Origin of the sequence: Bacillus sp. T2.9-1 (assembly GCF_950097965.1) — a bacterium.
In the GTDB taxonomy this organism is placed as follows: domain Bacteria; phylum Bacillota; class Bacilli; order Bacillales; family Cytobacillaceae; genus Niallia; species Niallia hominis.
Genome location: NZ_CATNHG010000086.1, coordinates 26,251 through 48,110 on the forward strand (window position 1 = coordinate 26,251; position 21,860 = coordinate 48,110).

General features: G+C 36.2%; 21 protein-coding genes and 2 pseudogenes. 4 read left to right on the forward strand and 19 right to left on the reverse strand.

Annotation, left to right across the window (positions count from 1 at the left end):
* Positions 1 to 302: 302 nt before the first annotated feature.
* The 5 genes and pseudogenes from QQZ16_RS10040 to psiE form a co-directional block, all read right to left on the reverse strand.
* Positions 303 to 425, reverse strand: a pseudogene (locus QQZ16_RS10040) (VOC family protein); the annotation flags it as partial.
* 246 nt (positions 426 to 671) lie between these two features.
* Positions 672 to 1,114, reverse strand: a pseudogene (locus tag QQZ16_RS10045) (cell wall hydrolase).
* Between the two features lie 282 nt (positions 1,115 to 1,396).
* Positions 1,397 to 2,620 (reverse strand): sensor histidine kinase, encoded by a 1,224-nt coding sequence (locus QQZ16_RS10050; protein ID WP_235247662.1) that lies wholly within the window; start codon positions 2,618 to 2,620, stop codon positions 1,397 to 1,399.
* Between the two features lie 243 nt (positions 2,621 to 2,863).
* Positions 2,864 to 3,184 carry a putative quinol monooxygenase gene (locus tag QQZ16_RS10055; protein ID WP_031534644.1) on the reverse strand — a complete coding sequence of 107 codons (321 nt, stop codon included), beginning with the start codon at positions 3,182 to 3,184 and terminating at the stop codon, positions 2,864 to 2,866.
* A gap of 87 nt (positions 3,185 to 3,271) precedes the next feature.
* Positions 3,272 to 3,685, reverse strand: a complete 414-nt coding sequence (gene psiE, locus QQZ16_RS10060; protein ID WP_035415921.1) for a phosphate-starvation-inducible protein PsiE — start codon at positions 3,683 to 3,685, stop codon at positions 3,272 to 3,274.
* Between the two features lie 297 nt (positions 3,686 to 3,982).
* On the opposite strand from psiE, the gene QQZ16_RS10065 reads away from it, so the two are divergent.
* Entirely contained in the window at positions 3,983 to 4,120 is a 138-nt protein-coding gene (locus QQZ16_RS10065; protein WP_235247663.1) for a hypothetical protein, read from the forward strand.
* Positions 4,121 to 4,518: 398 nt separating this feature from the next.
* On the opposite strand, the gene QQZ16_RS10070 is transcribed toward QQZ16_RS10065, so the two are convergent.
* From QQZ16_RS10070 to QQZ16_RS10105, 8 genes are all read right to left on the reverse strand, one after another.
* Positions 4,519 to 5,319 carry an EcsC family protein gene (locus QQZ16_RS10070; protein WP_031534641.1) on the reverse strand — a complete coding sequence of 267 codons (801 nt, stop codon included), beginning with the start codon at positions 5,317 to 5,319 and terminating at the stop codon, positions 4,519 to 4,521.
* A gap of 33 nt (positions 5,320 to 5,352) precedes the next feature.
* Complete coding sequence (locus tag QQZ16_RS10075) at positions 5,353 to 5,811, reverse strand: NUDIX hydrolase (protein ID WP_031534639.1); 459 nt, start codon at positions 5,809 to 5,811, stop codon at positions 5,353 to 5,355.
* Positions 5,812 to 5,846: 35 nt separating this feature from the next.
* Complete coding sequence (locus QQZ16_RS10080) at positions 5,847 to 6,290, reverse strand: NUDIX hydrolase (RefSeq protein WP_031534636.1); 444 nt, start codon at positions 6,288 to 6,290, stop codon at positions 5,847 to 5,849.
* Between the two features lie 39 nt (positions 6,291 to 6,329).
* The gene (locus QQZ16_RS10085) at positions 6,330 to 6,860 is read right to left on the reverse strand and encodes a hypothetical protein (protein WP_031534634.1); all 531 of its coding nucleotides are present in this window, start codon (positions 6,858 to 6,860) and stop codon (positions 6,330 to 6,332) included.
* A 62-nt stretch (positions 6,861 to 6,922) separates the two neighbouring features.
* Positions 6,923 to 7,312: a hypothetical protein gene (locus QQZ16_RS10090; protein ID WP_031534632.1), complete on the reverse strand. Its 390-nt coding sequence runs from the start codon at positions 7,310 to 7,312 to the stop codon at positions 6,923 to 6,925.
* Between the two features lie 233 nt (positions 7,313 to 7,545).
* Positions 7,546 to 9,462 (reverse strand): DNA mismatch repair endonuclease MutL, encoded by a 1,917-nt coding sequence (gene mutL, locus QQZ16_RS10095; protein WP_235247664.1) that lies wholly within the window; start codon positions 9,460 to 9,462, stop codon positions 7,546 to 7,548.
* Between the two features lie 209 nt (positions 9,463 to 9,671).
* Positions 9,672 to 12,293, reverse strand: a complete 2,622-nt coding sequence (gene mutS / locus QQZ16_RS10100; RefSeq protein WP_235247665.1) for a DNA mismatch repair protein MutS — start codon at positions 12,291 to 12,293, stop codon at positions 9,672 to 9,674.
* Positions 12,294 to 12,570: 277 nt separating this feature from the next.
* Entirely contained in the window at positions 12,571 to 13,119 is a 549-nt protein-coding gene (locus QQZ16_RS10105; protein ID WP_031534625.1) for an outer spore coat protein CotE, read from the reverse strand.
* A 351-nt stretch (positions 13,120 to 13,470) separates the two neighbouring features.
* On the opposite strand from QQZ16_RS10105, the gene QQZ16_RS10110 reads away from it, so the two are divergent.
* From QQZ16_RS10110 to QQZ16_RS10120, 3 genes are all read left to right on the forward strand, one after another.
* A complete protein-coding gene (locus tag QQZ16_RS10110; protein ID WP_031534623.1) occupies positions 13,471 to 13,926 on the forward strand; it encodes a hypothetical protein in 456 nt (151 codons plus the stop codon).
* A 36-nt stretch (positions 13,927 to 13,962) separates the two neighbouring features.
* Positions 13,963 to 14,271: a hypothetical protein gene (locus QQZ16_RS10115; RefSeq protein ID WP_031534622.1), complete on the forward strand. Its 309-nt coding sequence runs from the start codon at positions 13,963 to 13,965 to the stop codon at positions 14,269 to 14,271.
* 109 nt (positions 14,272 to 14,380) lie between these two features.
* Positions 14,381 to 14,734 carry a hypothetical protein gene (locus tag QQZ16_RS10120; RefSeq protein ID WP_235247666.1) on the forward strand — a complete coding sequence of 118 codons (354 nt, stop codon included), beginning with the start codon at positions 14,381 to 14,383 and terminating at the stop codon, positions 14,732 to 14,734.
* A gap of 153 nt (positions 14,735 to 14,887) precedes the next feature.
* Here QQZ16_RS10120 and QQZ16_RS10125 read toward each other — a convergent pair whose 3' ends face one another.
* The 6 genes from QQZ16_RS10125 to rny all read right to left on the reverse strand — a co-directional run bounded on the left by QQZ16_RS10125 (position 14,888) and on the right by rny (position 21,532).
* The gene (locus tag QQZ16_RS10125; RefSeq protein WP_235247667.1) at positions 14,888 to 15,268 is read right to left on the reverse strand and encodes a RicAFT regulatory complex protein RicA family protein; all 381 of its coding nucleotides are present in this window, start codon (positions 15,266 to 15,268) and stop codon (positions 14,888 to 14,890) included.
* Positions 15,268 to 16,818, reverse strand: coding sequence for a tRNA (N6-isopentenyl adenosine(37)-C2)-methylthiotransferase MiaB (gene miaB / locus QQZ16_RS10130; protein ID WP_235247668.1), 1,551 nt, complete (start codon positions 16,816 to 16,818; stop codon positions 15,268 to 15,270). Before miaB ends, QQZ16_RS10125 begins: the two co-directional genes overlap by 1 nt.
* Before the next feature lie 383 nt (positions 16,819 to 17,201).
* Positions 17,202 to 18,125 carry a dipeptidase gene (locus QQZ16_RS10135; RefSeq protein ID WP_031534616.1) on the reverse strand — a complete coding sequence of 308 codons (924 nt, stop codon included), beginning with the start codon at positions 18,123 to 18,125 and terminating at the stop codon, positions 17,202 to 17,204.
* 458 nt (positions 18,126 to 18,583) lie between these two features.
* Positions 18,584 to 18,844 (reverse strand): stage V sporulation protein SpoVS, encoded by a 261-nt coding sequence (spoVS, locus tag QQZ16_RS10140; RefSeq protein ID WP_016201204.1) that lies wholly within the window; start codon positions 18,842 to 18,844, stop codon positions 18,584 to 18,586.
* Between the two features lie 174 nt (positions 18,845 to 19,018).
* Positions 19,019 to 19,816 (reverse strand): TIGR00282 family metallophosphoesterase, encoded by a 798-nt coding sequence (locus QQZ16_RS10145; protein WP_031534615.1) that lies wholly within the window; start codon positions 19,814 to 19,816, stop codon positions 19,019 to 19,021.
* A gap of 144 nt (positions 19,817 to 19,960) precedes the next feature.
* Positions 19,961 to 21,532: a ribonuclease Y gene (rny, locus tag QQZ16_RS10150; protein WP_235247713.1), complete on the reverse strand. Its 1,572-nt coding sequence runs from the start codon at positions 21,530 to 21,532 to the stop codon at positions 19,961 to 19,963.
* Positions 21,533 to 21,860: the final 328 nt, after the last annotated feature.

Below are 21,860 nucleotides of genomic sequence, written 5' to 3' on the forward strand. Positions count from 1 at the left end.
ATAGTAATCTCAAGACTGCATAAAAAAAGGTTGTACAATTTTTAATCTAATAAAATAAGCGTTAACTCTTATTTTGAGTGATAATTCTTCTTAGCCTTACTTATGATATAATAAAGAAACGTCTAATCCCTTATGTATCGAGGTTTTAGACGTATATCATTAGAAATTATTGTAGCATTAATATGAATTATACAAAATTTTCTGTTATTATTTGAACAATCTACATAAATTTTTTTTCTTGCTCGGCTAAAGCACACGGTAATGTAATAAGGTAATTTATTGATAATAATCTTACCAGGTACTTAAAGTTTATTACCATTTGGGTCATAAAAGTGGAAAAAAGTATGACCATTATCTTCTTTTATCTCCTCGACCTTAACTTGATTATCAATTAAGTGTTGATTAAATTCAGATAATTCTGGACTCTAATTGAAATACAATTTACACTGTTCCAAATACTTCATATTCTCATTCTAAAAAGGAGTCTGTAACCATTGAAATTAGCATACCAGGTTACAGACTCCTAATAAATATTTTAAATTCTTTGAACTTAATTCCGATACTTGGGCTAAATTCTGTATTTATATTGGATTTTAGAGCTCTTATTTTTTATTACCAAATGAACCTATTGCAACCCTACTCCATCATCTACTGTACAGATTAAAATAGGCTTATCCTCCTGTATAAACAGTTTCACAGGTTCCAGGTTTTGGCTCGTAAAAACAATGATCTTTATATTGACCTGCAAACGGTTGACCATACCACGTTGGAGGACATGGAGCATATGGATTGAAATACCAAAGGGCATATTTTCCTGGATGTTCTCGCCAGTAATCTAAATTTTGTTTTGCTAATTTTTTTCAGCTGCTCTTGCTCTTTGATAAAATACATTCCCTTTTTGAACAGCTTCAAAAGAATAATTTCCTCCTTGTACTTGAAAAATAACCTGTGAAATGGTTCTTAAACCTTTAAAATCTGTACAATCTGCTTTAAGACGATTAACAATTACATTTCCAACATACAGCATTCCTTGTGGGCCTTCCCCTTCTGCTTCCGCCCTCATCATCCTTGCCATTAGGTCAACGTCTGAACTTTTGTAGCTAACTCTTGGCATTTTTGTCACCCCTAAAATATAGTATAAAAAAAAGATTCATTAACAAAATTTTTATTAAGAAAATAAGAATACTTCGTTTGCCCTAAAAAAAATGAAAAGCATTCTTTTTTATAGTTTTATTCAATGAAATCCCTGTCCGATTACCTAAAAAATAAATTATTATTCTATAAATGAAATAATAGGCAGATAACCTTTTAAAAAGTTTTTTCAACGAATCCTCCACCTAATAAAAAAACGTCTAAATCCTTATGTAGCAAGGAGTCAGACGTTTCACACAAAATTTTACAAAGAATCGATTTTAACAATAGGAAAGGTGACTGTCACCTCTGTCCCCTTTCCTTCCTCGCTCCAAATGTTAATCATTCCATCATACTTTTGGATAATGCTATAACAGATCATTAAGCCGAGTCCTGTACCTTTGGCTTTTAAGGAATAGAAAGGGGTTCCTATCTGCTCCTGTTGTTCTCGGCTCATTCCAGAACCGCTATCGATTATCATTATTTTCACATTATCCTGTTCACCGGTCACTTTTACTCGAATTGTATCTCCATGATGAGAAGCTTCAATCGCATTTTTTAATAAATTTATAAATAATTGCTTAAACTCCATTATATTACATTTAATTTCATAATCTCTTGCCATTTCTAATTCAATATGAATCGTATCATTCATAGCATAGGTGTTTAGTAAGTCCATCACAGTATGAAGTGCAGTATTGACCGATACAATCTCCATCTTGGTTTCCGCCGGTTTTGCCAGTGATAAAAAATCAGAAATAACCGTTTCGGCAACTTGTAGCTCATCCAACATTAGTTTGTAATGCTTTTTGATATGTTCTGGCAATGCCTTATCATTTTCATGTAGTTGAATAAATCCTTTTACCACCGTTATAGGATTGCGAATTTCATGTGCAACAGCTGCCGCAAGCTGTCCAGTTGTCCTAAGTTTTTCAGCTTGCTTCACTTGATCGTAATATAATTCTTGATTCTTCATCCTTTTTTGGAAGAGAAGAAAAAGAAAAAGTAGCAAAAGCTGTGTCGCCAAGAAATTAATCGCAACTCCAAAGAAGTCCAAATAATTATAAATATGTATACTAGGTGTATCAACCATCATCATGTAGATAATAATGCTAATAGTAATTGTAATGTTACCAATCAATGTGATATAGAATAATCGGATATGCAAAAATAACACTGGAATAACTGGGATAAAACTAATAAGTAATAGCAAAGCAAATCTCTCGGGAAACCGTAAATACATAAAGAAAAAGTATGCTGACATGCAAATAATAATCGCAGCTCTATAATTTACGGAATCCCTTTTTGGAAAGATGATTAATAGCACAGAAATGCTTATAACGAATATAAATTGCAAAAGGAAAGATAAAGAAATGATTCGATCATCTTCTATGTATATTAAAACTAACCCTGCACTCATTAATACAATAAAAATGCCAATAATCATACGATAAAGCTTTATACTAGGTAAAAATTCATTGTCTATCATTTAAAAAATCCTCACAATACTATTGTATCTTTCTAAATTACTCGAAAAAAATGGTCCATTAGCTATATAAAAGTCTATTTTACCTTAATGTTCCTTCTTTTTGTAGTCTAGTTTTTCTCTAAAGCTATTATTTAGCCTTCTATTTCTTATTAAATAAGAAAAAACGTCTACCTTTATGAAAAAAAGGGATAGACGCTTAATTTTTACATAGTATGTAACATCTGAACTTTGAGGCTATTGAAACTAGTAAGACTTTGATCGTACTCCTTTTCCACCTATTGTTTGAAGAGTATTGATTCTTTCCATTCCAGTAAGGAGTGGTTTGGCGCGCCTTATTAATGTTTGTGTGACTTCAAGAGTCAGAGAGGCTTGATGGGCATTTTCATTACTCCAAACTTCATAAATATAAACAGAATTTGGATCACTTTCAGAAATATTAACAAGATACACTTCACATTCATCCAGATTCTTCATTGATTCTGCTGCTTCCAACAAAATAGCAACCATTGTTTCACGTTCGCCCTCTTGAACAGTAAATTTTCCAAACAAACTGAATTTCCCCATACTGTTCCTCCTTCCTTTATCACCCCCCATATTTGTTTCTACATCCCCCCCATCTAATCCTTTTATTCAATAAGGAAACATAATGGATTAATAATCCTTTTTTAGAAGTTTTAAGTTTGTTAATAATAAGGAAATAATTAAAATGAGAATAGCCAATGCCCACCAGAAAGCATTAATTGGATCATCATGCTCAATAATAATTAGTCTTACAATTGCTGTAATAGCAATGTAAATAAGATAGCGTAACGGAAAGTGAAACTGAGATCCAAAATACTTTATAATTAAAGCGATAAATTCAAAGTATAAAAAGTAAGTAAGCAGCTCCTCTGTGAATAAATAATAATCTTGTTCATTCTCTGGTACAAAGGCTACATATGTAAAAATATACCATGTTTCCTTTATAAGCAGAAAACTTAAAATCAATCCTATAAGAAACAGGGAAGCATTTAACAGTATTTGTAAAAATATAGGTATAAGCGAGAATATCTTTATTTGATTCAATTATCTATAACTCCTTTTTTAAGTGTGTATAACTTAATATGAGCTATTTTTGGATCAAATAACCAAGAAGTAAAGAGCGGACACTTTCTCAATAGTACAAATCGAACAAAACAAAACGAAGCTAATCGGAATGGAATTTTTCATTTGAATCAGACTCTTTTAAGTAGATATCATTTCCAATTTTTATCCTTGTAACCTTTTTTCCCCTATCGATGAAAAAAGGTTTACTCCTCCATGGAAAAATTACCTGTCATTGGATTTTTATTTTTACCCATCCTATTATTGGAGGTGGTAAAGATGAACAAGCAAAATCCGATTGAATATACTGGGAAAGTTCTAGACCAGCGAAATGATCTTACTGGACCAGATGCAGGCAAAGCATCGTATCCAAAACGCCCCAAGCATGTATCGATCCAGGATCCAAAAAGAAAATAGCTCCAACCCCTGCCCCCTATTCGGAGGGCACTGAAAAACTGATAGCTATTGATGATTGATTGTAACCGCCTTTTAAACTTAGATGTGTAAATTGTTTTCCGAGGTGACCACATGACTCATTGGGGCGAGCGCCGAGCCGCTTCACAGCTCACGCTCCTGCAGGGTCTCGGACTTTCTCGCTGCTCCCATAGGAGTCAAGCGGACACCTCTCCAAACCAACTTATTATTCGCTTTCAAATAAATAAAACCTCATTTTATTTGGAGAACTAGACTTTTTCAGTGCCCTCCCTATTCGATTAGGGGGAACTTACATAAAAACAAGCGCATATTTTATACTTACTTGTCTTATATGAAGATTGTAGCCGATTCAATCTTCCTTGTAATCAAAAAAAGAAGGACTACTCCACCTTACCTGTGTATTGCTCTATTCTCTCCAATACCCTACGCTTTTGATAGAGCTTATTCGCAACTTCTCCCACATCTTTTATGGCTGATTTATTCATATACGCACCAAAAATCATTCCAGCGACGGGAATCATTTGAAACAGCTTTTTCCAACCAAAATTATCTCGATAAGAGGCGAATACCTCTCTCCAGCCTTGTAGCTGCGCAAAGCCTTCCTCCTCTTGTGCATTTGTCAATTCATTTAAGATTGCTTTTTTTCCAACTATATCAGATGACGTAAATTGCATACATTTGATCATGAATATTCGTTCTTCCTTATTGGATGGGTCATATCCATATGCAACCGCCACTTCTTGTATAGTCTTTAAGGTAATCCCAAAAATAAGGGGAATATCTACAGCGAGAGTAAAAATCCCCCCAAATCCAGTTGTAGCCCCCTGAATTTGCGCATTCTTAGCATGACTTTTTATAAAGGCTTCTGCTGTCTTTTCCATGGAATCAATAGAAAAGTATTTTATATCATCAAGTTTTATATCCTTCTGTAAGGATAATTCTTTTTTTACTTTATGTACTGTTTTTTCCTTATTCACTAAATATTTTCCGCCATTGTCAATATATACTGCAATTTCATCTAATAGGATATGTATTTTGTCTTGTATGTATTTCGGTGTCCATTTGTCTAACAGCACAAATGGAAGCCGCCCGATTTTTTCCCAGAAGAACAACCCTTTTTGGTTTTTCTCCCATTTTTCAATTGTCTTTAATTTTATTCTGAGCTGTTCTAGATTTTCCATTCCTACACCTCTTATAATTAAATGCTTCCGCTATCACAACACATTATTTTCCCATTCTATATATTTCTCCAGATATCCTCTATATTCATCCGATAATTCACTAGGCAATTTATTTAAAGGAAAATACTGCATTTTTTCTGACTCATTATAATCAATGTTCATTTCTCCACTTATATCTTTCGTAAAATACACTGCTGTTACTGCATATACTTCATCGCCATTGGGGATTTTAAAATAATAATCAGAACCAGAAAATACATTTAGTAATGTAAGATTTTCAACTTTTAATCCTGTTTCTTCAAAGACCTCTCTTCTTGCTACTTCTTCAAAGCTCTCCCCTAAATCCATTAACCCACCTGGCAATCCCCAATATCCATCAAGCCTTTTTTGCAATAACACTTCCTCTTGTTCATTTAGCATGATGACAACAGAACCAGGTAGAATAAGTGGCTTATGCCCTACATGCTGCCTTAAATATTTATAGTATTCCATTTATTACGCCTCCAAGCTCAGATAAGTGAAAATTGTTATCCTTTTCGTAATGCTTCCTGAATTGCCCAGCTTTGATGTTCATGAAATAAACCTTCTATTGCTTGAATTGGTTCTAGCCATTTTAGAAAATGACCTTCCTCTGTTGGTTCCCCTATTTGTTTAACGATCTTGCATATATAGAAATACCCTTCACTCAGATAATACTTATATTCATTTGTTGAGTAAAAATATCTGCGCGCACTCCCAATAAAGGAATTTATTTCAATGTCCATTCCCATTTCTTCCAAAGCTTCTCTTACTAAGCATTCTTTATGGGTCTCATTCTTTTCTATTCCTCCACCCGGAAGAAAGTAGTTGCCATCACTAGTTTGAATGATGGCAATTTTATCTTTCTGCTTATTAAAGATCACACAATACGCTGCAGGTCTTATGATGTATTCTTTCCCTTCTTCTTTTTTGCCGAATGTGATTATTTCCATATAAATCTCCTCTTATACAAAAAAATTGATTATCTTTCCCTACTCCGTAATCACTTCAATATCCTCATACGTAGGTTCTTCCTTTGTATAAGAAATCCAATAGGTATATGCTCTTGAAAAATCATCTGTAAAATGCTCTAAATAGGTTACTGCTTTTGCAGATTCTCCAAGCACTTTTACCTCTTTGACAGCTGTATTTCCCGTTGGCATCGTAATAGTAACAGTAGGACCATCTTCTCTTGCAAATATCATAGACGTATCAACAGACCCTGTACGATCCTCTGGACCCGCTACCCAATTTACCTTTCCTTCCTTATTCTCTAAAATAACTAAATCAGGATTATGCGTATTGCCGCTTTCATGCTTGTTTTTAAAAATAACATAAATGAAATCATCTTTTAGATCGTAATCAATAATTTCTTTATTCTTTAATTGATGTTCTGCTATTACACTCGAAATTTGTTCTTCGAGTGAATCAGTATCACTTGATTTTACGTCAGACTCTTTCCCTTTATTAGAACAACCAAGCAAAGTGAATAAAATAAGAAAGGAAGCAAGTAATTTTTTCATAATTAAACAGCTCCTGACATTTTTGTTTACGGATTAGAATTGGAAAAGAATTTATTGAAACCTTATGCTTTATATAAAATGACTGCTGCGTAGATTTCTTGCTCCGTAAAAGGTTCATTGTTCACCGCAAACTTCACATCTATTATTTCATGATTTTCCAATTCTTTTAACGCTTTATTTAGATTAAGCTCGAATTTTTTATAGGAAGTAAAATATGCCTTATACTTCTTCACTAAATAAGCATCCAAGTTATTAGTTGAATTAATTTTTTCTTTCGCAGCTATTATCGTGTAATTATTTGGATCTTCTAAAATATCACGAAGCTCCTTATTAGGTACGGTAAACGTTTCGTTCAATACCGTTTCAAGTGTTTTACTGTTTTTTTCCTCTGAGGCATTTTGAGCCGAACACCCAACTACCATTGGCAACAATACAATGAATAAAATGGACATAAATTTTCTTACAAATTTATTTATTTTACTCACCCCTCTCTTAGGAAATACGTTTGAATAGTGAAAAAGTTTCACTTTGTGAATGAAAAAAAGGTCTACCCCAAAAATCAGTGGATGCTGATTTTCGGGGCAGACCTTTATATTACACAAGATGATTAAATTCTAAGCCTTCCCATTCAATTAGTGTATTTTTCTAGTTCAATAAGGAATATTATAGGGGCTCACTTTATTATTTACATAACTCTCTTGAACATCTTCTCCATCTCATAAGTCGAATAATGCACAATAATCGGTCTACCATGCGGACAGGTAAATGGATCGGATGTAGTCCGAAGTTTGTCTAATAAACTTTGAATCTCATCATTTCGCAAATGGCGGTTTGCTTTAATAGAGCCTTTGCAGCTCATCATAATGGCTGCTTCTTCTCGTAAAAGCTTGATGTCTACTTTTCTCATGGAGAGAACTTGTTCGATCATTTCTTCGATTGTTTCTTTTTCTTCTCCTTTTGGGAACCATTGTGGATGGGAGCGAACTAGGTAGCTTTGCTGGCCAAATGGTTCGAGAAATACGCCTACTTTTTCTAATTCAGCTTTATTTTCTTCTATTTTCATCCATTCATCTAGAGAATAATCTAATGTTAATGGGATGAGCATTTCCTGTAATTCATTATGCACTTCTCCAACTTTTTCCCGGAAAAATTCGTATTTGATTCGTTCTTGGGCTGCGTGCTGGTCGATGATGTATAGTCCTCTTTCGTTTTGCGCAAAGATGTAAGTTCCGTGCATTTGCCCAATTGGATAAAGGGGCGGAACTCTGGGACCTTCCACGACGTCGGCTATTTCTTCCTCACCCCACGTTTCCTCTATCTCTTCTACTGGTGCAGTTGGAATGAAATTGCTTCCTTTCTGTTCAAAGAAAAAGGCTGTGGTATCTGTTATTGTTGTTTCTTCTCTAGCTTCTCCAGCTTGCCAACTACTTGGTGGTTCTTCTATTGGCTCGTTCCAAGTTGGCTTTTCCTCTTGCTCTTCTGTTGAAATCGAAACAGTTGGTTCTGATTTTGGAGCAGATATTGGCATTGCTGGCTCACGCACCGTGTCAAAGCTAAACGCTGCTTGCTCTTCTTTTGGTGCAGTCTTTTTCTCGCGGATTAGTCCAGCTGGAATAAGCTCTTTTTTCTTGAAAGCTGCTTTAATGGTAGTACTTACAAGTTCATACAGCTCTTGTTCTTTACTAAAGCGCACTTCCATTTTCGATGGATGGACATTGACATCAACTAGAATCGGATCCATTTCCACATTTAAGAGAACAATTGGATATCTTCCAATCGGCAGCAACGTATGATAGCCTTCCTGAATGCTACGTACGAGAGAATAGTTTTTAATAAAGCGTCCATTAATCATCGTGGAAATATAGTTACGTGACGCTCGTGTAATTTCTGGCAGCGCCATATAGCCACTTAATTTAAAGTCAAGGGTGCTTGCTGAAATTGGAATCATTTTTTTTGCAATAGTTAAGCCATAAATGCTCGCAAGAACTTGTCTTACATCCCCATTGCCATTCGTATGAAGGAGCTTTCGGTCATTATGGACTAGGCGAAAGCTAATATCAGGATGCGCAAGGGCAAGTCGATTGACGATATCAGTAATATTGCCAAGCTCAGTATGAATCGATTTCATATATTTTAATCTTGCTGGCGTATTAAAGAACAAATCGCTGACGATAATCTCTGTACCTCTTCTTCCAGGTGCGCCTTCCTGTTTCACTAAATGACCGCCTTTGAGTTCGATCGTTGTACCCTTTTCCCCAGTGGAAGTTGTTAAGGTAACTTGTGAGACAGAGGCAATACTTGGTAGTGCCTCTCCTCTGAAGCCAAGGGTACGAATCCGGAATAAGTCATTTTCGTCTTTAATTTTACTTGTCGCATGTCTGGAAAAAGCAGTTAAGACATCCTCTTCGTCAATTCCTAGTCCATTATCAAGAATGCGGATGCTTTGCAAACCAGCCTCTTCGATAAAAATTTCAATCGAAGTACTTTTTGCGTCAATACTATTTTCTACTAACTCTTTTACAACAGAGGCTGGCCGCTCAACAACTTCACCTGCAGCAATTTTATTCGAGAGTGCATCATCCAGTTGAATAATCTTTGCCATTGTTTCTCCTCTTTTCTTTCTTACTTATTTTCAGATTGGTGGTAGTTTAGCATTAGAATGAACGGTGGTTCTAATTTCGGCTTTTATTTTGTGTATGATAACCACTTTTTCTGGGATTCCTCTTTTTTCTGGCGTTCATTTCGCTTATGAAAACCACTTTCCTCAACGATAACCCTATTCAAACGTTCATCCCACTCACCAAATCCACTTCATCTATCATTTCGGACTTTTTTATGAAGCTCATATAATGTATTTAATGCCTGCATTGGCGTCATTTCTAGAATATCTATCTCTTTAAGCTTCGCTACAATTTGCTTTTCCTTAGTAGAAAGCACTTTGTGCGGCTTTTTCTCTTCTTCTGTACCAAAGAAGGATAATTGTGCCTCTTCTTCGATCTTTTCTGCTTTTACGGTAGGTTGCTCGACTTCCGCCACTGCTGCTTCTTCAGCGAATTGATCTTTTTGCTCTAGGCTTGTTAATAGCTCTTGTGCTCGTTCAATAAGTGCCTCTGGTAATTCTGCAAGCTGGGCGACGTGAATACCATAGCTTTTATCTGCTGCTCCTTCTTTTATTTTGTGAAGGAAGACAACTTTTCCATTTTGCTCCATCGCACTTACATGAACATTGCTTAAGGACGGAAGCTCATCTGCAAGTACGGTTAGCTCATGATAGTGAGTCGAGAATAATGTCTTTGCCCCGACTTCATGGTGGATATATTCAATAATGGCTTGTGCAAGCGCCATTCCATCATAGGTACTTGTGCCTCGGCCAATTTCATCGAATAAGATTAAACTATTATTGGTGGCATGCAACAGGGCATTTCTCGCTTCTAGCATCTCAACCATAAACGTACTCTGTCCAGAAATAAGATCATCTGCGGCACCAATTCTTGTAAATACTTGGTCAAATAGCGGAAGAACTGCTTCGTCTGCTGGGACGTAACAACCAATTTGCGCTAAAATACTGGTTAAAGCAATCTGGCGCATATACGTACTTTTACCAGACATATTCGGTCCTGTAATTAACAGTAATTCTCGGTCTTTATGCATGGTGCAATCATTTGCTACATAGCTCTGTGCGTTCATCACCTTTTCTACTACAGGGTGACGGCCATTTTTAATAGAAAGTGTTCGGTCCGCAGAAAATTGCGGCTTCACATAGCGACGATCCTCACTGACAGTTGCAAAACACTGCAATACATCTAGTGCACTTACTGTTTTGGCTAGCTTCTGTAAGCGGGGAATATATTCTTTAATCGTTTCGCGGATTGTCGTAAAAATTTCATATTCCAGCTCGACCATTTTTTCTTCCGCTTGTAAGATTAGGCTCTCTTTTTCCTTTAATGCAGGCGTAATATAGCGTTCTGCATTGGCAAGTGTCTGTTTGCGCTCATATTGTCCTTCTTGTAAAAGATGAACATTGGCACGCGTCACTTCAATATAGTAGCCAAATACACGGTTATAGCCAATCTTTAGTGATTTAATGCCCGTTTTTTCCCGTTCTTCTCTTTCCAGCTGAGCAATCCATGTCTTGCCGTTTCGACTTGCATCCCGGTAGCTGTCTAATTCAGGATGATAACCATCTAAAATAATATTTCCTTCTTTAATAGAAAGTGGCGGATTTTCCACAATCGCACGTTCTAATAAATCGGTAATATCTTCACATGGATCCAATTTATCTGCAAGGCTGCTTGCTTCTTTTGACCCGAATGATGCCACGATTTGCTGAATAATCGGTATTTGCTGTAACGATTTTTTTAGTTGCACAAGATCTCTTGCATTGACATTACCGAAAGCAACGCGACCTGCTAAGCGTTCTAAATCGTATACTTCCTTTAATTTTTCTCGCAAATCTTGGCGCTCAAAATAATGACTAATCATTGTTTCTACTAAGTTTTGGCGATTTTCAATCTCGTCCTTATTTAATAATGGACGATCGATCCATTGTTTTAGCAATCTGCCACCCATCGCAGTTTTCGTTTCATCCAAGAGCCATAGCAGTGAACCTTTTTTCCCTTTTGAACGAATCGTTTCTGTTAACTCTAAATTTCGCTTTGAATAATAATCAATTTTCATAAATTGATCGATTACATAAATAGAAACTGGCTGTAAGTGATCCAGGCTTCGTTTTTGTGTACGATATAAGTAATTGAACAAACGAGTAACGGTATTTTTCAGCTGTTGTTCTTCTATTCCTTGTAATAAAGAAACATGCATGTCTTTTTCAACAATATCATTTTCAATCGAAAGGGTTATCGTTCCCCGCTCCTGTAATCTCTTCAAATACTCTTTTGAAAAGTCGTCTGCAACAACCACTTCTTTCGCCCCTGATAACGATAATTCATTCAATAATGAATCGATTCCAGTTAATATGGTTGCCTTGCTTTCCCCTGTCGATAAATCGCTGTATGCAAAGCCAAATTTTTCGTCTGTCAATGTTGATATGGTTGCAATATAATTGTTTTCTTTATCTGATAGATTTTTCCCTTCCATCATCGTACCAGGTGTGATTAGCTGAACCACTTCTCTTTTTACGACACCCTTTGCTTGCTTCGGGTCTTCTGTTTGTTCACAAATTGCCACTTTGTAGCCACGCTCAACAAGCTGTTCAATATAGTTTGGCGCAGAATGATGAGGAACTCCACACATCGGGATTCGTTCTGCTCCGCCCCCTTCTCTGCTTGTTAATGTAATTTCAAGCTCTTGTGATGCTTTGATCGCATCATCAAAGAACATTTCGTAAAAGTCTCCTAAACGAAAAAATAAAAAGGCATCCTGATAATCTGCCTTTACCTGTAAGTATTGTTGTATCATTGGCGTATATGTTGTCATAACTTCCTCCAAAATCCAAGTCCAAATCTATTATTTTCTCATTATACCATAAAGAAATAGAATATTTGAGTGGGGGGTTTTGGGAAAAGACAGCTAATTTGGTTTCCTTTTCTTTGTTAGACCAGTCCATTACATGACGCAGACACACTATTCCCCTTCTTTCCGTAAAAACATTCGACTAGTAGTGCTTCACAAGTAAAGCTTCTATCATTCAGCTTTCTACAATGCTACTATCAGGTAATAAGCATAGAAAAAAAGACTAGGAAGCTCCTAGCCTTTACTCTTCTTCTCCGCCTACTAAAAAGTCTGGATTTAATTCTTCAAATTCTTCGTCTTCTACGTCATCTTCAAACCATGTGTCGTCATCTTTACCACATTCATCTGTGCATACTTCTACACAAATTTTTGTTTCTCCAATAACTTCTACAATAAATTCTCTTTCTACATGAACAATAATTTTATTGCCATTTGGAGAAATTACTGCTTCGATACAGTTTGGTTGCTGTAATACTGTTGCAATCACATCGTGGTCTTCTAGGCAGTCAGGATCGCGATACTTTAGTTTAATGACATCTGTATATTTTACACGCTCTGTAACTACTTCTGTTTGTGTGTTGTCATTATAGGAATACCAAACATTTATGTCATAGTATCCGCAAATTTCTACTGTTTTACCAACCTTTTCTGCTTCATACGTATGGTTGATAATCCAGCAGCCCAAGATGCTTGAAGGGCTGTTGTCTGGACAGATCGTATGATTGGATTTTGTGAATTTGCGTCCTTTCGCTACGACTGCCTTTGTAATAATCTCTCTATATTCTCCCATGTTCGAGCGAAACCTCCTCATTCATTTTCATTTCATCCTATGCGGGATAGGAGTCTAGTGTGCGACAAATTTTAAAGACTGTAAGTAATGCTTAAATCTACTTCATTGTATGTAAAACTTGGGTAAGTGTGCCGATATTAGCCATTTTTCTAGACGGATATCCTTGCTTTTGCAAAGCTCCACTCCATGCCTTTGAATGGATCTACTTCCATTCTATTTATGGGTAAAACTCAGCATTCCTTCGATAAAATTTTTAACTCATAAAAAAATATGCGTTTGTATTAATACATTCGCGGATACAGCTTGGTCAAATCTTTATATACTGTAGTATACGGTAAGGGGGTGAGGAAGTTGGCAGGGTTATTTAATAACAACGATCAGTTTGATTTTAAATTCAATGTAAATGGCAAAGAGGTTTCTGGTGAAGAAGGAGCTAAATACGCACAAGAATTAGTCGGTAAGTTATCTACTGAAATGGGTGGATTGGTTCAAAAATTAACAGAAGGTTTAAAAAGCAATGTATCTGAAAGAACCATGGAGGCAGTGAAAGAAAAGGTTGCATCGAATGTTGACTTAGATTCTATTAAAGAAAAAGTGGCTAATATCGATTTAGATTCGCTTAAAGATAAAGTAATGCCGAATCTTAATCCAGAAACGCTAAAGAGTTTAATAAATCAAGAAACATTAAGTAAGATACAGGAGAAATTACCTGTTATTGATGCTTCAAATGATGATGGGAATCTCCAATTAAACGTGAATGGCAAGCCTATTTTTTCACTAGATTTATCAGATTTCATCAAAAAATAAGGAATTAATCTTACTTTTGAAAGGAGGTGAAATCATATGTTGTCTAACTACACATCTGATTGTCACAAAGGTAACGGTTCTGGCGTTGCTGGTACTGATGTTACTGCTAAAGGTAAAGGCATTGGAAATAAAGGAGCAGAACTTCGCGGATTCACTAACGCTACTCAAGGAAATGGTAACCTTGCTAACCAATTTACAGCTTCTGGCGCTGCTGGTGGTGCTGCTGTAGGTGTTAACTTATTAAACTTCTTTGTTGGTGGTATTTTAGTTAATGCTAACGTTGCTGGTGCTGCTACTGCTGTATCTTACAACGAAAACAGCCCTGAAATGGTGAACGAAGGTTAATCACCTTTAAAGATAATCACTCCTATAAGAGAGAAGCATATAATAAAGGGCAACATCATATTGATGGTTGCCCTTTTCTTTTACATATCTAACAGGAGGAGGGAAAAGAATGGCGCAAGAGAAAAATATTGGCTTAACTGCTGAGAAATTGAAGGAGCTTGGCGTACCAGAGGAACTTATTGATAAAATATTGGAAACGGGAGGACCTTCTGTTAATACACATGCAGAAGGAGGAAATGGCGGAAGTGCTGTCAGTCTAACTTATGTAGATAACTATTCTGTTCTATTTCTAGTCTATACATTTCTTCAACAAACGATTAATAATGGAAATGCGAAAGATAAAGAAACGAAACAGCTGAATAAAGCACTGCTTTCTACCTTGCAAACAGCTATGAAGGAACAACAGGAATATCGGAAAGCTTTCTTACGAGCAATTAACATTTTAAATAATCAAAATAAGTAAAAAACCAAGCGAGAATATGCTTGGTTTTTCTACTTTTGGGCATTTTAATTGTATTCGCAAATAAATGAAGCCTATTGCTTTCAGCTCCAATCAACGGAAGAATGTTAAACGTTATTTAACTCAATGAACATTCTAATCTAACAAAAACCCTTTTTACTCTTCTTTCTTCTTATCAACGGAAAGAATTTCGGTTTCAACTGTATCTGCGATAGTTTTTGTTACCATTTGGAGCATTTCATTGACGATTTCCTGTGATTCTTTAAACTCGCTGACGATTGGGAGCTCATCGATTTCTTTTTGCAGGGCATCAATTTTTGCTTCCGTTTCTTTTAAAGCGGCAATTTTCCCATAGTGCTGAAGATTGACTGCTTGTTTTTGCAATTTTTTGATTTGAGCAATTCGATCATTCACTTTTTTGTTTTGATTGATTTGCTGTTCTGCCCGCTGATAAAATTCGACTTCTTCTGTATCACGAATCATCTTGGCAAGTTGTTCTGTTCGCTCGATGATTTCTTCTTTTGTATACTTAGCCATTAGTTTGCCTCAACAGCTTCCGCTTCTAATACCTCAATCATTTCCCCGTTTAATGACCATGTTTTCGCATCCGTAATTTTAACAGATACAAGTTTACCGATAGCTGATTTTGGTCCAACAAAGTTTACTAGCTTGTTTTTGCGTGTATATCCAGCAAGTACATCTGGATTATTCTTACTTTCCCCTTCCACAAGGACTTCCACAATTTGATCTTGGTAGCCCTTCATGGAATTAGCAGAATACTCATTAACTAAAGCATTTAGGCGCTGTAAACGTTCCTTTTTCACTTCCATTGGAACATTATCTTTCATTTTCGCAGCTGGCGTACCTTCACGCGGTGAATAAATGAATGTATAAGCCGCTTCAAAGCCAACCTCTTTGTAAAGAGACAATGTTTCTTCGAATTGCTCATCTGTTTCATTTGGGTACCCAACAATAATATCTGTTGTTAGTGTTAAATTAGGAATAGCTGCCTTCATTTTGCGAACTAATTCTAAGTATTTTTCTCTCGTATATTTACGTGCCATAATTTTTAACACATCTGATGAACCAGACTGAACTGGTAAATGGATATGTTCTACTAAGTTACCGCCTTTAGAAAGCACTTCGATTAAATGATCATCAAAATCACGTGGATGACTTGTAGTAAAACGAACACGTGGGATATCAATTTTGCGCATTTCTTCCATTAAATCACCGAAGCGGAAATCAATGTCCGTGAAATCTTTTCCATAGGCGTTTACATTTTGACCAAGCAAGGTGATTTCTTTATAACCTTGTGCAGCCAATTGACGTACTTCTTGAATAATATCCTCTGGACGGCGGCTACGTTCTTTTCCTCGAGTATATGGAACGATACAATAGGTACAGAATTTATCACAGCCATACATGATATTAACCCATGCTTTTATTTTTCCGTTACGTACTTTCGGAAGGTTCTCGATAACGTCCCCTTCTTTAGACCAAACTTCCACAACCATTTCTTTAGACATATATGCTTCTTGAAGAATATTTGGTAAACGGTGAATATTATGTGTTCCAAAGATCATATCTACTTGTGTGTATGTTTTTAAAATCTTATTTACTACGGATTCTTCTTGGGACATACAGCCACAAACCCCGATTAAAAGATCTGGTTTTTCTGTTTTTAAATGCTTTAAATGTCCTAATTCACCAAATACTTTATTTTCTGCATTTTCACGAATCGCGCATGTATTAAGAAGAATAACATTGGCATCATCTACAGTATCTGTAGCTTCATAGCCTAATGCTAAGAAAATTCCTGCCATTACCTCTGTATCATGCTCATTCATTTGACAACCGTATGTGCGAATGTAGAATTTGCGTCCTTCTCCCATTCCACGGAATTGTTCGGAAATAGAGAAATCTTTTTCATAACGAACTTCTTCTTTTCCACGTCTTTTGGCATCTTTTAAAGATGGTGCTTTATACACTGTTTCGAAATATTTGCTGTAATCCTTTTCGGATTTTTTGTCCGAAGAATTATTGCTTTCAATTTTTTGTCCTTCTAAACGTTGTTTTTCGTTCATTTCAACTACTCCTCTCTTATCGATGAACTTGTTTCATCCATAAGTTTGTTAATATACATGGTTTAGGTTAGTTCTTATAGATTGTTTTCTTTATAACATGGTTTCCACTGATTTAGCCAGGTTAACCACTTGCTCCCCGCAGAAGTTCGGTACTGTCGCAATATAAACAACAATCTTTTCTTCATATGTACTATTCTTTATAGACATATTTTCATTATTCTAGTATAAGCCTTTGACCTTTTGAAAACAATAGCTAGGTTAGAAAGAAGAATTTCTACTATTTTCTTTATCTATATATAGGAATCTTACAGCAACGGGCAGTTGCGTTTTCCTACCTCAAAAGGAGAGAACGCAACTGCCCGGATGCTTTTTAAAATTACCCTTTATTTCGGAAATCTTTTTACCATATTCGAAAATAAAAACTTCTCTACTTGGCTACTAGTATAATATTTCATAAGTTCGTTAATTAGATTCGGGTAATCGGCAGTAGAAGATAACCCTTTAACGGTTTGAGAGATTCCATCAAAATCAGAACCAAAGCCGACATGATCCTCTCCTCCTAGGGAACAGATATAATCTAAATGCCGTAATACATCTGTAATGGTTGCAGCATTTGTGCCACTTAAAAATTGCGGCACAAAAGTAATCCCGATTACGCTGTCTGCTTCAATCAAAGCCTTTATTTGGTCATCTCGTAGATTACGAGGATGTGGACAAAGATTATATGTATTTGAGTGGGATGCATACGGATGATCGGCAAGTTCCATGACATCCCAGAAGGAGTTTTCTGACAAGTGGGAAACATCTACTAATATATCTTGTTGATTTAGTAGTTTTACTGTTTCTCTTCCAAATAAAGATAAACCAGCCCCTCTTGGCTCTAACGCACCATCTGCAACAGCATTGGCGTAGTTCCAGGTTAGTCCGACTGCTGATACGCCTAATTGAAGCAATGTCTTTAATTTCAATAAATCGCCAGCGATTGCATCACAGCCCTCAAGTGTTAGGATCGCGCCAATTTCTCCATCTTTCAATTGCTCGATATCCATTTTATTACGGATAAATTTGAGATCTGGGTTGGGCTGTAGGATTTTTTCATTAAAAATAGTTGCCATGGATAATGCAGCTTCAAACTTCATATCTGGATGAATGGATTCTGGAATATAGATGGCAAAGCATTGGATCTTTGCTCCACCCTTTTGGAGTCCTTCTTTCGTTATATGAAGTTTTTTACTATTCTGAAAATTAATCATTTTATCCTTAAACATTTTTAATAATACATCGCAATGCCCATCAAAGTAATTCAAAAAATTCACTCCTATACGATTATGCTCTTTATTTTCTTCTATGTAAATCTTAATTGGCCTTCCACCAAGATATCATTAATCTCAAACTATTTAAACCTGAATTTTCAATTTTAAAAAAAGTTGTTTTGAATGGTTAAAGAGGCAAACCTGATGAATCACAGCCATAATAAAAAAGAAAGGATGTCTCATTCATTCGGTTACAAAAAGCACAGCTTTTAAGAGATTCGTTAAAAAGAATGTCTATTCTCTAACTTAACTCTTGCTGCTGTGGAACGAAACCTAATCGATAAGACACCCCCCTTCTTTTTGAAGGTTTGCTCTATTTCATTCTAAATTAAAATCTCCCTAAAAGGATTCAAGCTGCTCGAGCAAATTCACCAACCATAAGAAGGGATAAATCGGGGAAAGCATGAGCATCACGCTTTCCTTTCTTTTTTTCCTATAATCTTATTTTCTCTTTATCTAGGCTCCACAATAAGCTTGATGGCCGTTCTTTCCTCACCGTCAATTACAATATCAGTGAAGGCAGGGATACAGATTAAATCCACTCCGCTAGGTGCTACAAACCCTCTTGCGATAGCAACTGCTTTAACCGCTTGATTTAATGCACCTGCACCAATTGCCTGGATTTCCGCTCCACCTCTTTCTCGTAGAACACCTGCAAGCGCACCAGCTACAGAATTGGGACTAGACTTTGCTGAAACCTTTAATATCTCCATTTCTAGCTCCTCCTTGTTTAACCCCCCCGCATGTTTCATTAAGATTAATGAACATATCAGGATATATATCATTCCAATGTTACTATATTCCAAGTTTAATACACATATTCCAGCTTGGACATAAAAACTTAGAAAATATTTGATTTTCAGGGAAAAAGGAAGAGCTACATTCTGTTAGGAATAAAAGGGGTGGTCCTCATTAATTAAAATGCGCTCAATTTTCTTTGCTTTACCTGTCTTCTTATCTACTTCAATCAGACATCCGCTCAGCTGAGCTCTCCCACTTTTTGGCGGCTCAAAGCGTGTTGGCAAATTCGTTAAAAAGCGATTTAGCACCAATTCTTTTTGCATACCAAGAATAGCATCATAAGGACCTGTCATGCCCACATCTGCCATAAATGCAGTCCCATTTGGAAGAATGCGATTATCAGCTGTTTGCACATGTGTATGTGTTCCAACCACCGCTGTAACCTTTCCATCTAAATACCAACCCATTGCTTGCTTTTCACTTGTTGCTTCTCCGTGAAAATCAACAAAAATTATATTTGTACGCTTTTTCGCTTCCTTCACTAAGCTATCAATTACGATAAATGGATCATCACTTGGATTCATGAAGGTACGACCTTGTAAATTAATAACAGCTACTTCCATATCATTAATTTTAACAAAAACCATCCCTTTACCAGGGTTATTTTCTGGAAAGTTAGCGGGACGCACTAAATATTTCGCCTTATCAATAAACTCAAATATCTCGCGATTATCCCATGTATGGTTCCCCATTGTTATCGCTTGAGCACCGATTTCCAGAAAGCTACGATAAATTTTCTCTGTAATACCTTTTCCGCCAGCAGCATTCTCTCCATTGATAATCGTTAACTGTGGTCTGTATTTATCCTTTAGCTTTGGTACGTACTCTTTAATCATGTCTCGGCCCATTGAACCGACAACATCCCCAATAAATAAAATATGCATATTTTTATTTCCTACTTTCTACTTTTCACTATGTAACAGTGTATCATATAATTCCTTTCGCTCCTAACGCCATTTTCCTTAAGGAACGTTTTAGTATGCCCTTCATTTTTGGAGATAAAAAAAACGGTGCAATAGCACCGTTTCTTATTTTGCATATTCAACCGCTCTTGTTTCACGAATGACCGTTACTTTTATATGACCTGGATAATCTAATTCCTCCTCGATTTTCTTACGAATATCGCGAGCTAATCGATGTGACTCTAAATCATCCACAAGATCTGGTTTCACCATGATTCGAATCTCACGTCCTGCTTGGATTGCGAATGATTTCTCTACTCCATCATAAGATTCAGAAATCTCTTCTAATTTCTCAAGTCGGCGAATATAATTTTCTAATGTTTCTCTTCGTGCTCCTGGCCTTGCAGCTGAAAGTGCGTCAGCTGCTGCTACTAGTACAGCGATAATTGAAGTTGGTTCTGTATCACCATGATGGGATGCGATACTATTGATTACAACAGGATGCTCTTTATACTTGGTAGCAAGCTCGACACCAATTTCCACATGGCTTCCTTCTACTTCATGGTCAATAGCTTTCCCAATGTCATGTAGTAGTCCAGCTCTGCGGGCAAGGGTTTGATCTTCCCCAAGTTCAGCAGCTAAAATTCCTGATAATTGAGCCACTTCCATACTATGCTTTAAGACATTTTGTCCATAGCTTGTACGGAATTTTAAACGTCCAAGAATCTTAATTAAATCTGGATGTAATCCATGAACTCCGACTTCAAACGTAGTTTGTTCCCCGATTTCACGTATATGTTCATCCACTTCCCGGCGCGCTTTATCAACCATTTCTTCAATACGAGCTGGATGGATACGCCCATCCTGAACGAGCTTATCTAACGCAAGTCTTGCAGTTTCACGTCTTATTGGATCAAAACCAGAGAGAATAACTGCTTCTGGTGTATCATCAATAATTAAATCAATTCCTGTTAATGTTTCAAGTGTTCGAATATTTCGACCTTCACGACCGATAATTCGCCCTTTCATTTCATCATTTGGAAGGTTTACAACGGAAACTGTAGTCTCTGCAACATGATCGGCCGCACAACGTTGGATTGCAAGTGACAGAATTTCTTTAGCCTTTTTATCTGCTTCTTCTTTTGCTCTAGTATCACTTTCTTTGATCATTACCGCAATATCATGAGCAACTTCTTGCTCTGTACGGTCTAAAATGATGGACTTTGCCTCTTCTCGAGTCAAGCCAGAAATGCGCTCTAGTTCTGTTTGCTGCTTGCGAACCATCTCGTCCACTTTGCTTTCCATCTCTTCCATATGCTGTTGTCTTTTATTAAGAGAATCGTCCCTCTTTTCTAAAACTGATTCACGTTTGTCTAACGCTTCTCCCTTGCGATCAAGATTTTCCTCTTTTTGCAATAAACGATTTTCTTGTTTTTGTAGTTCATTTCTTCGATCACGAACTTCTAGTTCTGCTTCACTACGAAGCTTGTGAATCTCATCCTTTGCTTCTAACAAAGCTTCTTTTTTCAATGCGTCTGCTTCACGCTTTGCATTTTCAATAATTTGTTCAGCAGTCATTGTTGCATTGCTAATTTTTGCATTAGCATTGGACTTTCGAATAAAATATACAACAAAGCCAACAACGGCAATAACGATTAGAATAAGCAAAATGGAGATGATCTTTAATAGTGGATCCATCATTTTCACCTCCTCTTGCTATCAAATTGTGTTTGTTACGATTTTAAAAGTATTGGCTTAATGTTCCTTTTTTCAATCGAAATTTTCCCTAGTCATTTTATCGTTTTCTAGGTTTTCATACTTATAAAAATGTAAAATATACAATTCAATTGTATAGTTGTACCAATTTATTGTCAAGACTTTGAACTAGTAGGATTAACCTATTTCTCATTGGCTATCTTGTTAGCCTTTTTCTCTAACAATTGCTCTATTATTCCTATATATGTATGAAATTTCTCCCTATTAAACATAATAGATTATCATATTCTAACCTATCATCCGTATTATG

Excerpts from the sequence above, each read along its gene's own strand:
- QQZ16_RS10050 (WP_235247662.1), bottom strand. The coding sequence starts at position 2,620 with ATGATAGACAATGAATTTTTACCTAGTATAAAGCTTTATCGTATGATT.
- QQZ16_RS10055 (WP_031534644.1), bottom strand. The coding sequence starts at position 3,184 with ATGGGGAAATTCAGTTTGTTTGGAAAATTTACTGTTCAAGAGGGCGAA.
- QQZ16_RS10065 (WP_235247663.1), top strand. The coding sequence starts at position 3,983 with ATGAACAAGCAAAATCCGATTGAATATACTGGGAAAGTTCTAGACCAG.
- QQZ16_RS10070 (WP_031534641.1), bottom strand. The coding sequence starts at position 5,319 with ATGGAAAATCTAGAACAGCTCAGAATAAAATTAAAGACAATTGAAAAA.
- QQZ16_RS10075 (WP_031534639.1), bottom strand. The coding sequence starts at position 5,811 with ATGGAATACTATAAATATTTAAGGCAGCATGTAGGGCATAAGCCACTT.
- QQZ16_RS10080 (WP_031534636.1), bottom strand. The coding sequence starts at position 6,290 with ATGGAAATAATCACATTCGGCAAAAAAGAAGAAGGGAAAGAATACATC.
- QQZ16_RS10085 (WP_031534634.1), bottom strand. The coding sequence starts at position 6,860 with ATGAAAAAATTACTTGCTTCCTTTCTTATTTTATTCACTTTGCTTGGT.
- QQZ16_RS10090 (WP_031534632.1), bottom strand. The coding sequence starts at position 7,312 with ATGTCCATTTTATTCATTGTATTGTTGCCAATGGTAGTTGGGTGTTCG.
- mutL (WP_235247664.1), bottom strand. The coding sequence starts at position 9,462 with ATGGCAAAGATTATTCAACTGGATGATGCACTCTCGAATAAAATTGCT.
- mutS (WP_235247665.1), bottom strand. The coding sequence starts at position 12,293 with ATGACAACATATACGCCAATGATACAACAATACTTACAGGTAAAGGCA.
- QQZ16_RS10105 (WP_031534625.1), bottom strand. The coding sequence starts at position 13,119 with ATGGGAGAATATAGAGAGATTATTACAAAGGCAGTCGTAGCGAAAGGA.
- QQZ16_RS10115 (WP_031534622.1), top strand. The coding sequence starts at position 13,963 with ATGTTGTCTAACTACACATCTGATTGTCACAAAGGTAACGGTTCTGGC.
- QQZ16_RS10120 (WP_235247666.1), top strand. The coding sequence starts at position 14,381 with ATGGCGCAAGAGAAAAATATTGGCTTAACTGCTGAGAAATTGAAGGAG.
- QQZ16_RS10125 (WP_235247667.1), bottom strand. The coding sequence starts at position 15,268 with ATGGCTAAGTATACAAAAGAAGAAATCATCGAGCGAACAGAACAACTT.
- miaB (WP_235247668.1), bottom strand. The coding sequence starts at position 16,818 with ATGAACGAAAAACAACGTTTAGAAGGACAAAAAATTGAAAGCAATAAT.
- spoVS (WP_016201204.1), bottom strand. The coding sequence starts at position 18,844 with ATGGAGATATTAAAGGTTTCAGCAAAGTCTAGTCCCAATTCTGTAGCT.
- QQZ16_RS10145 (WP_031534615.1), bottom strand. The coding sequence starts at position 19,816 with ATGCATATTTTATTTATTGGGGATGTTGTCGGTTCAATGGGCCGAGAC.
- rny (WP_235247713.1), bottom strand. The coding sequence starts at position 21,532 with ATGGATCCACTATTAAAGATCATCTCCATTTTGCTTATTCTAATCGTT.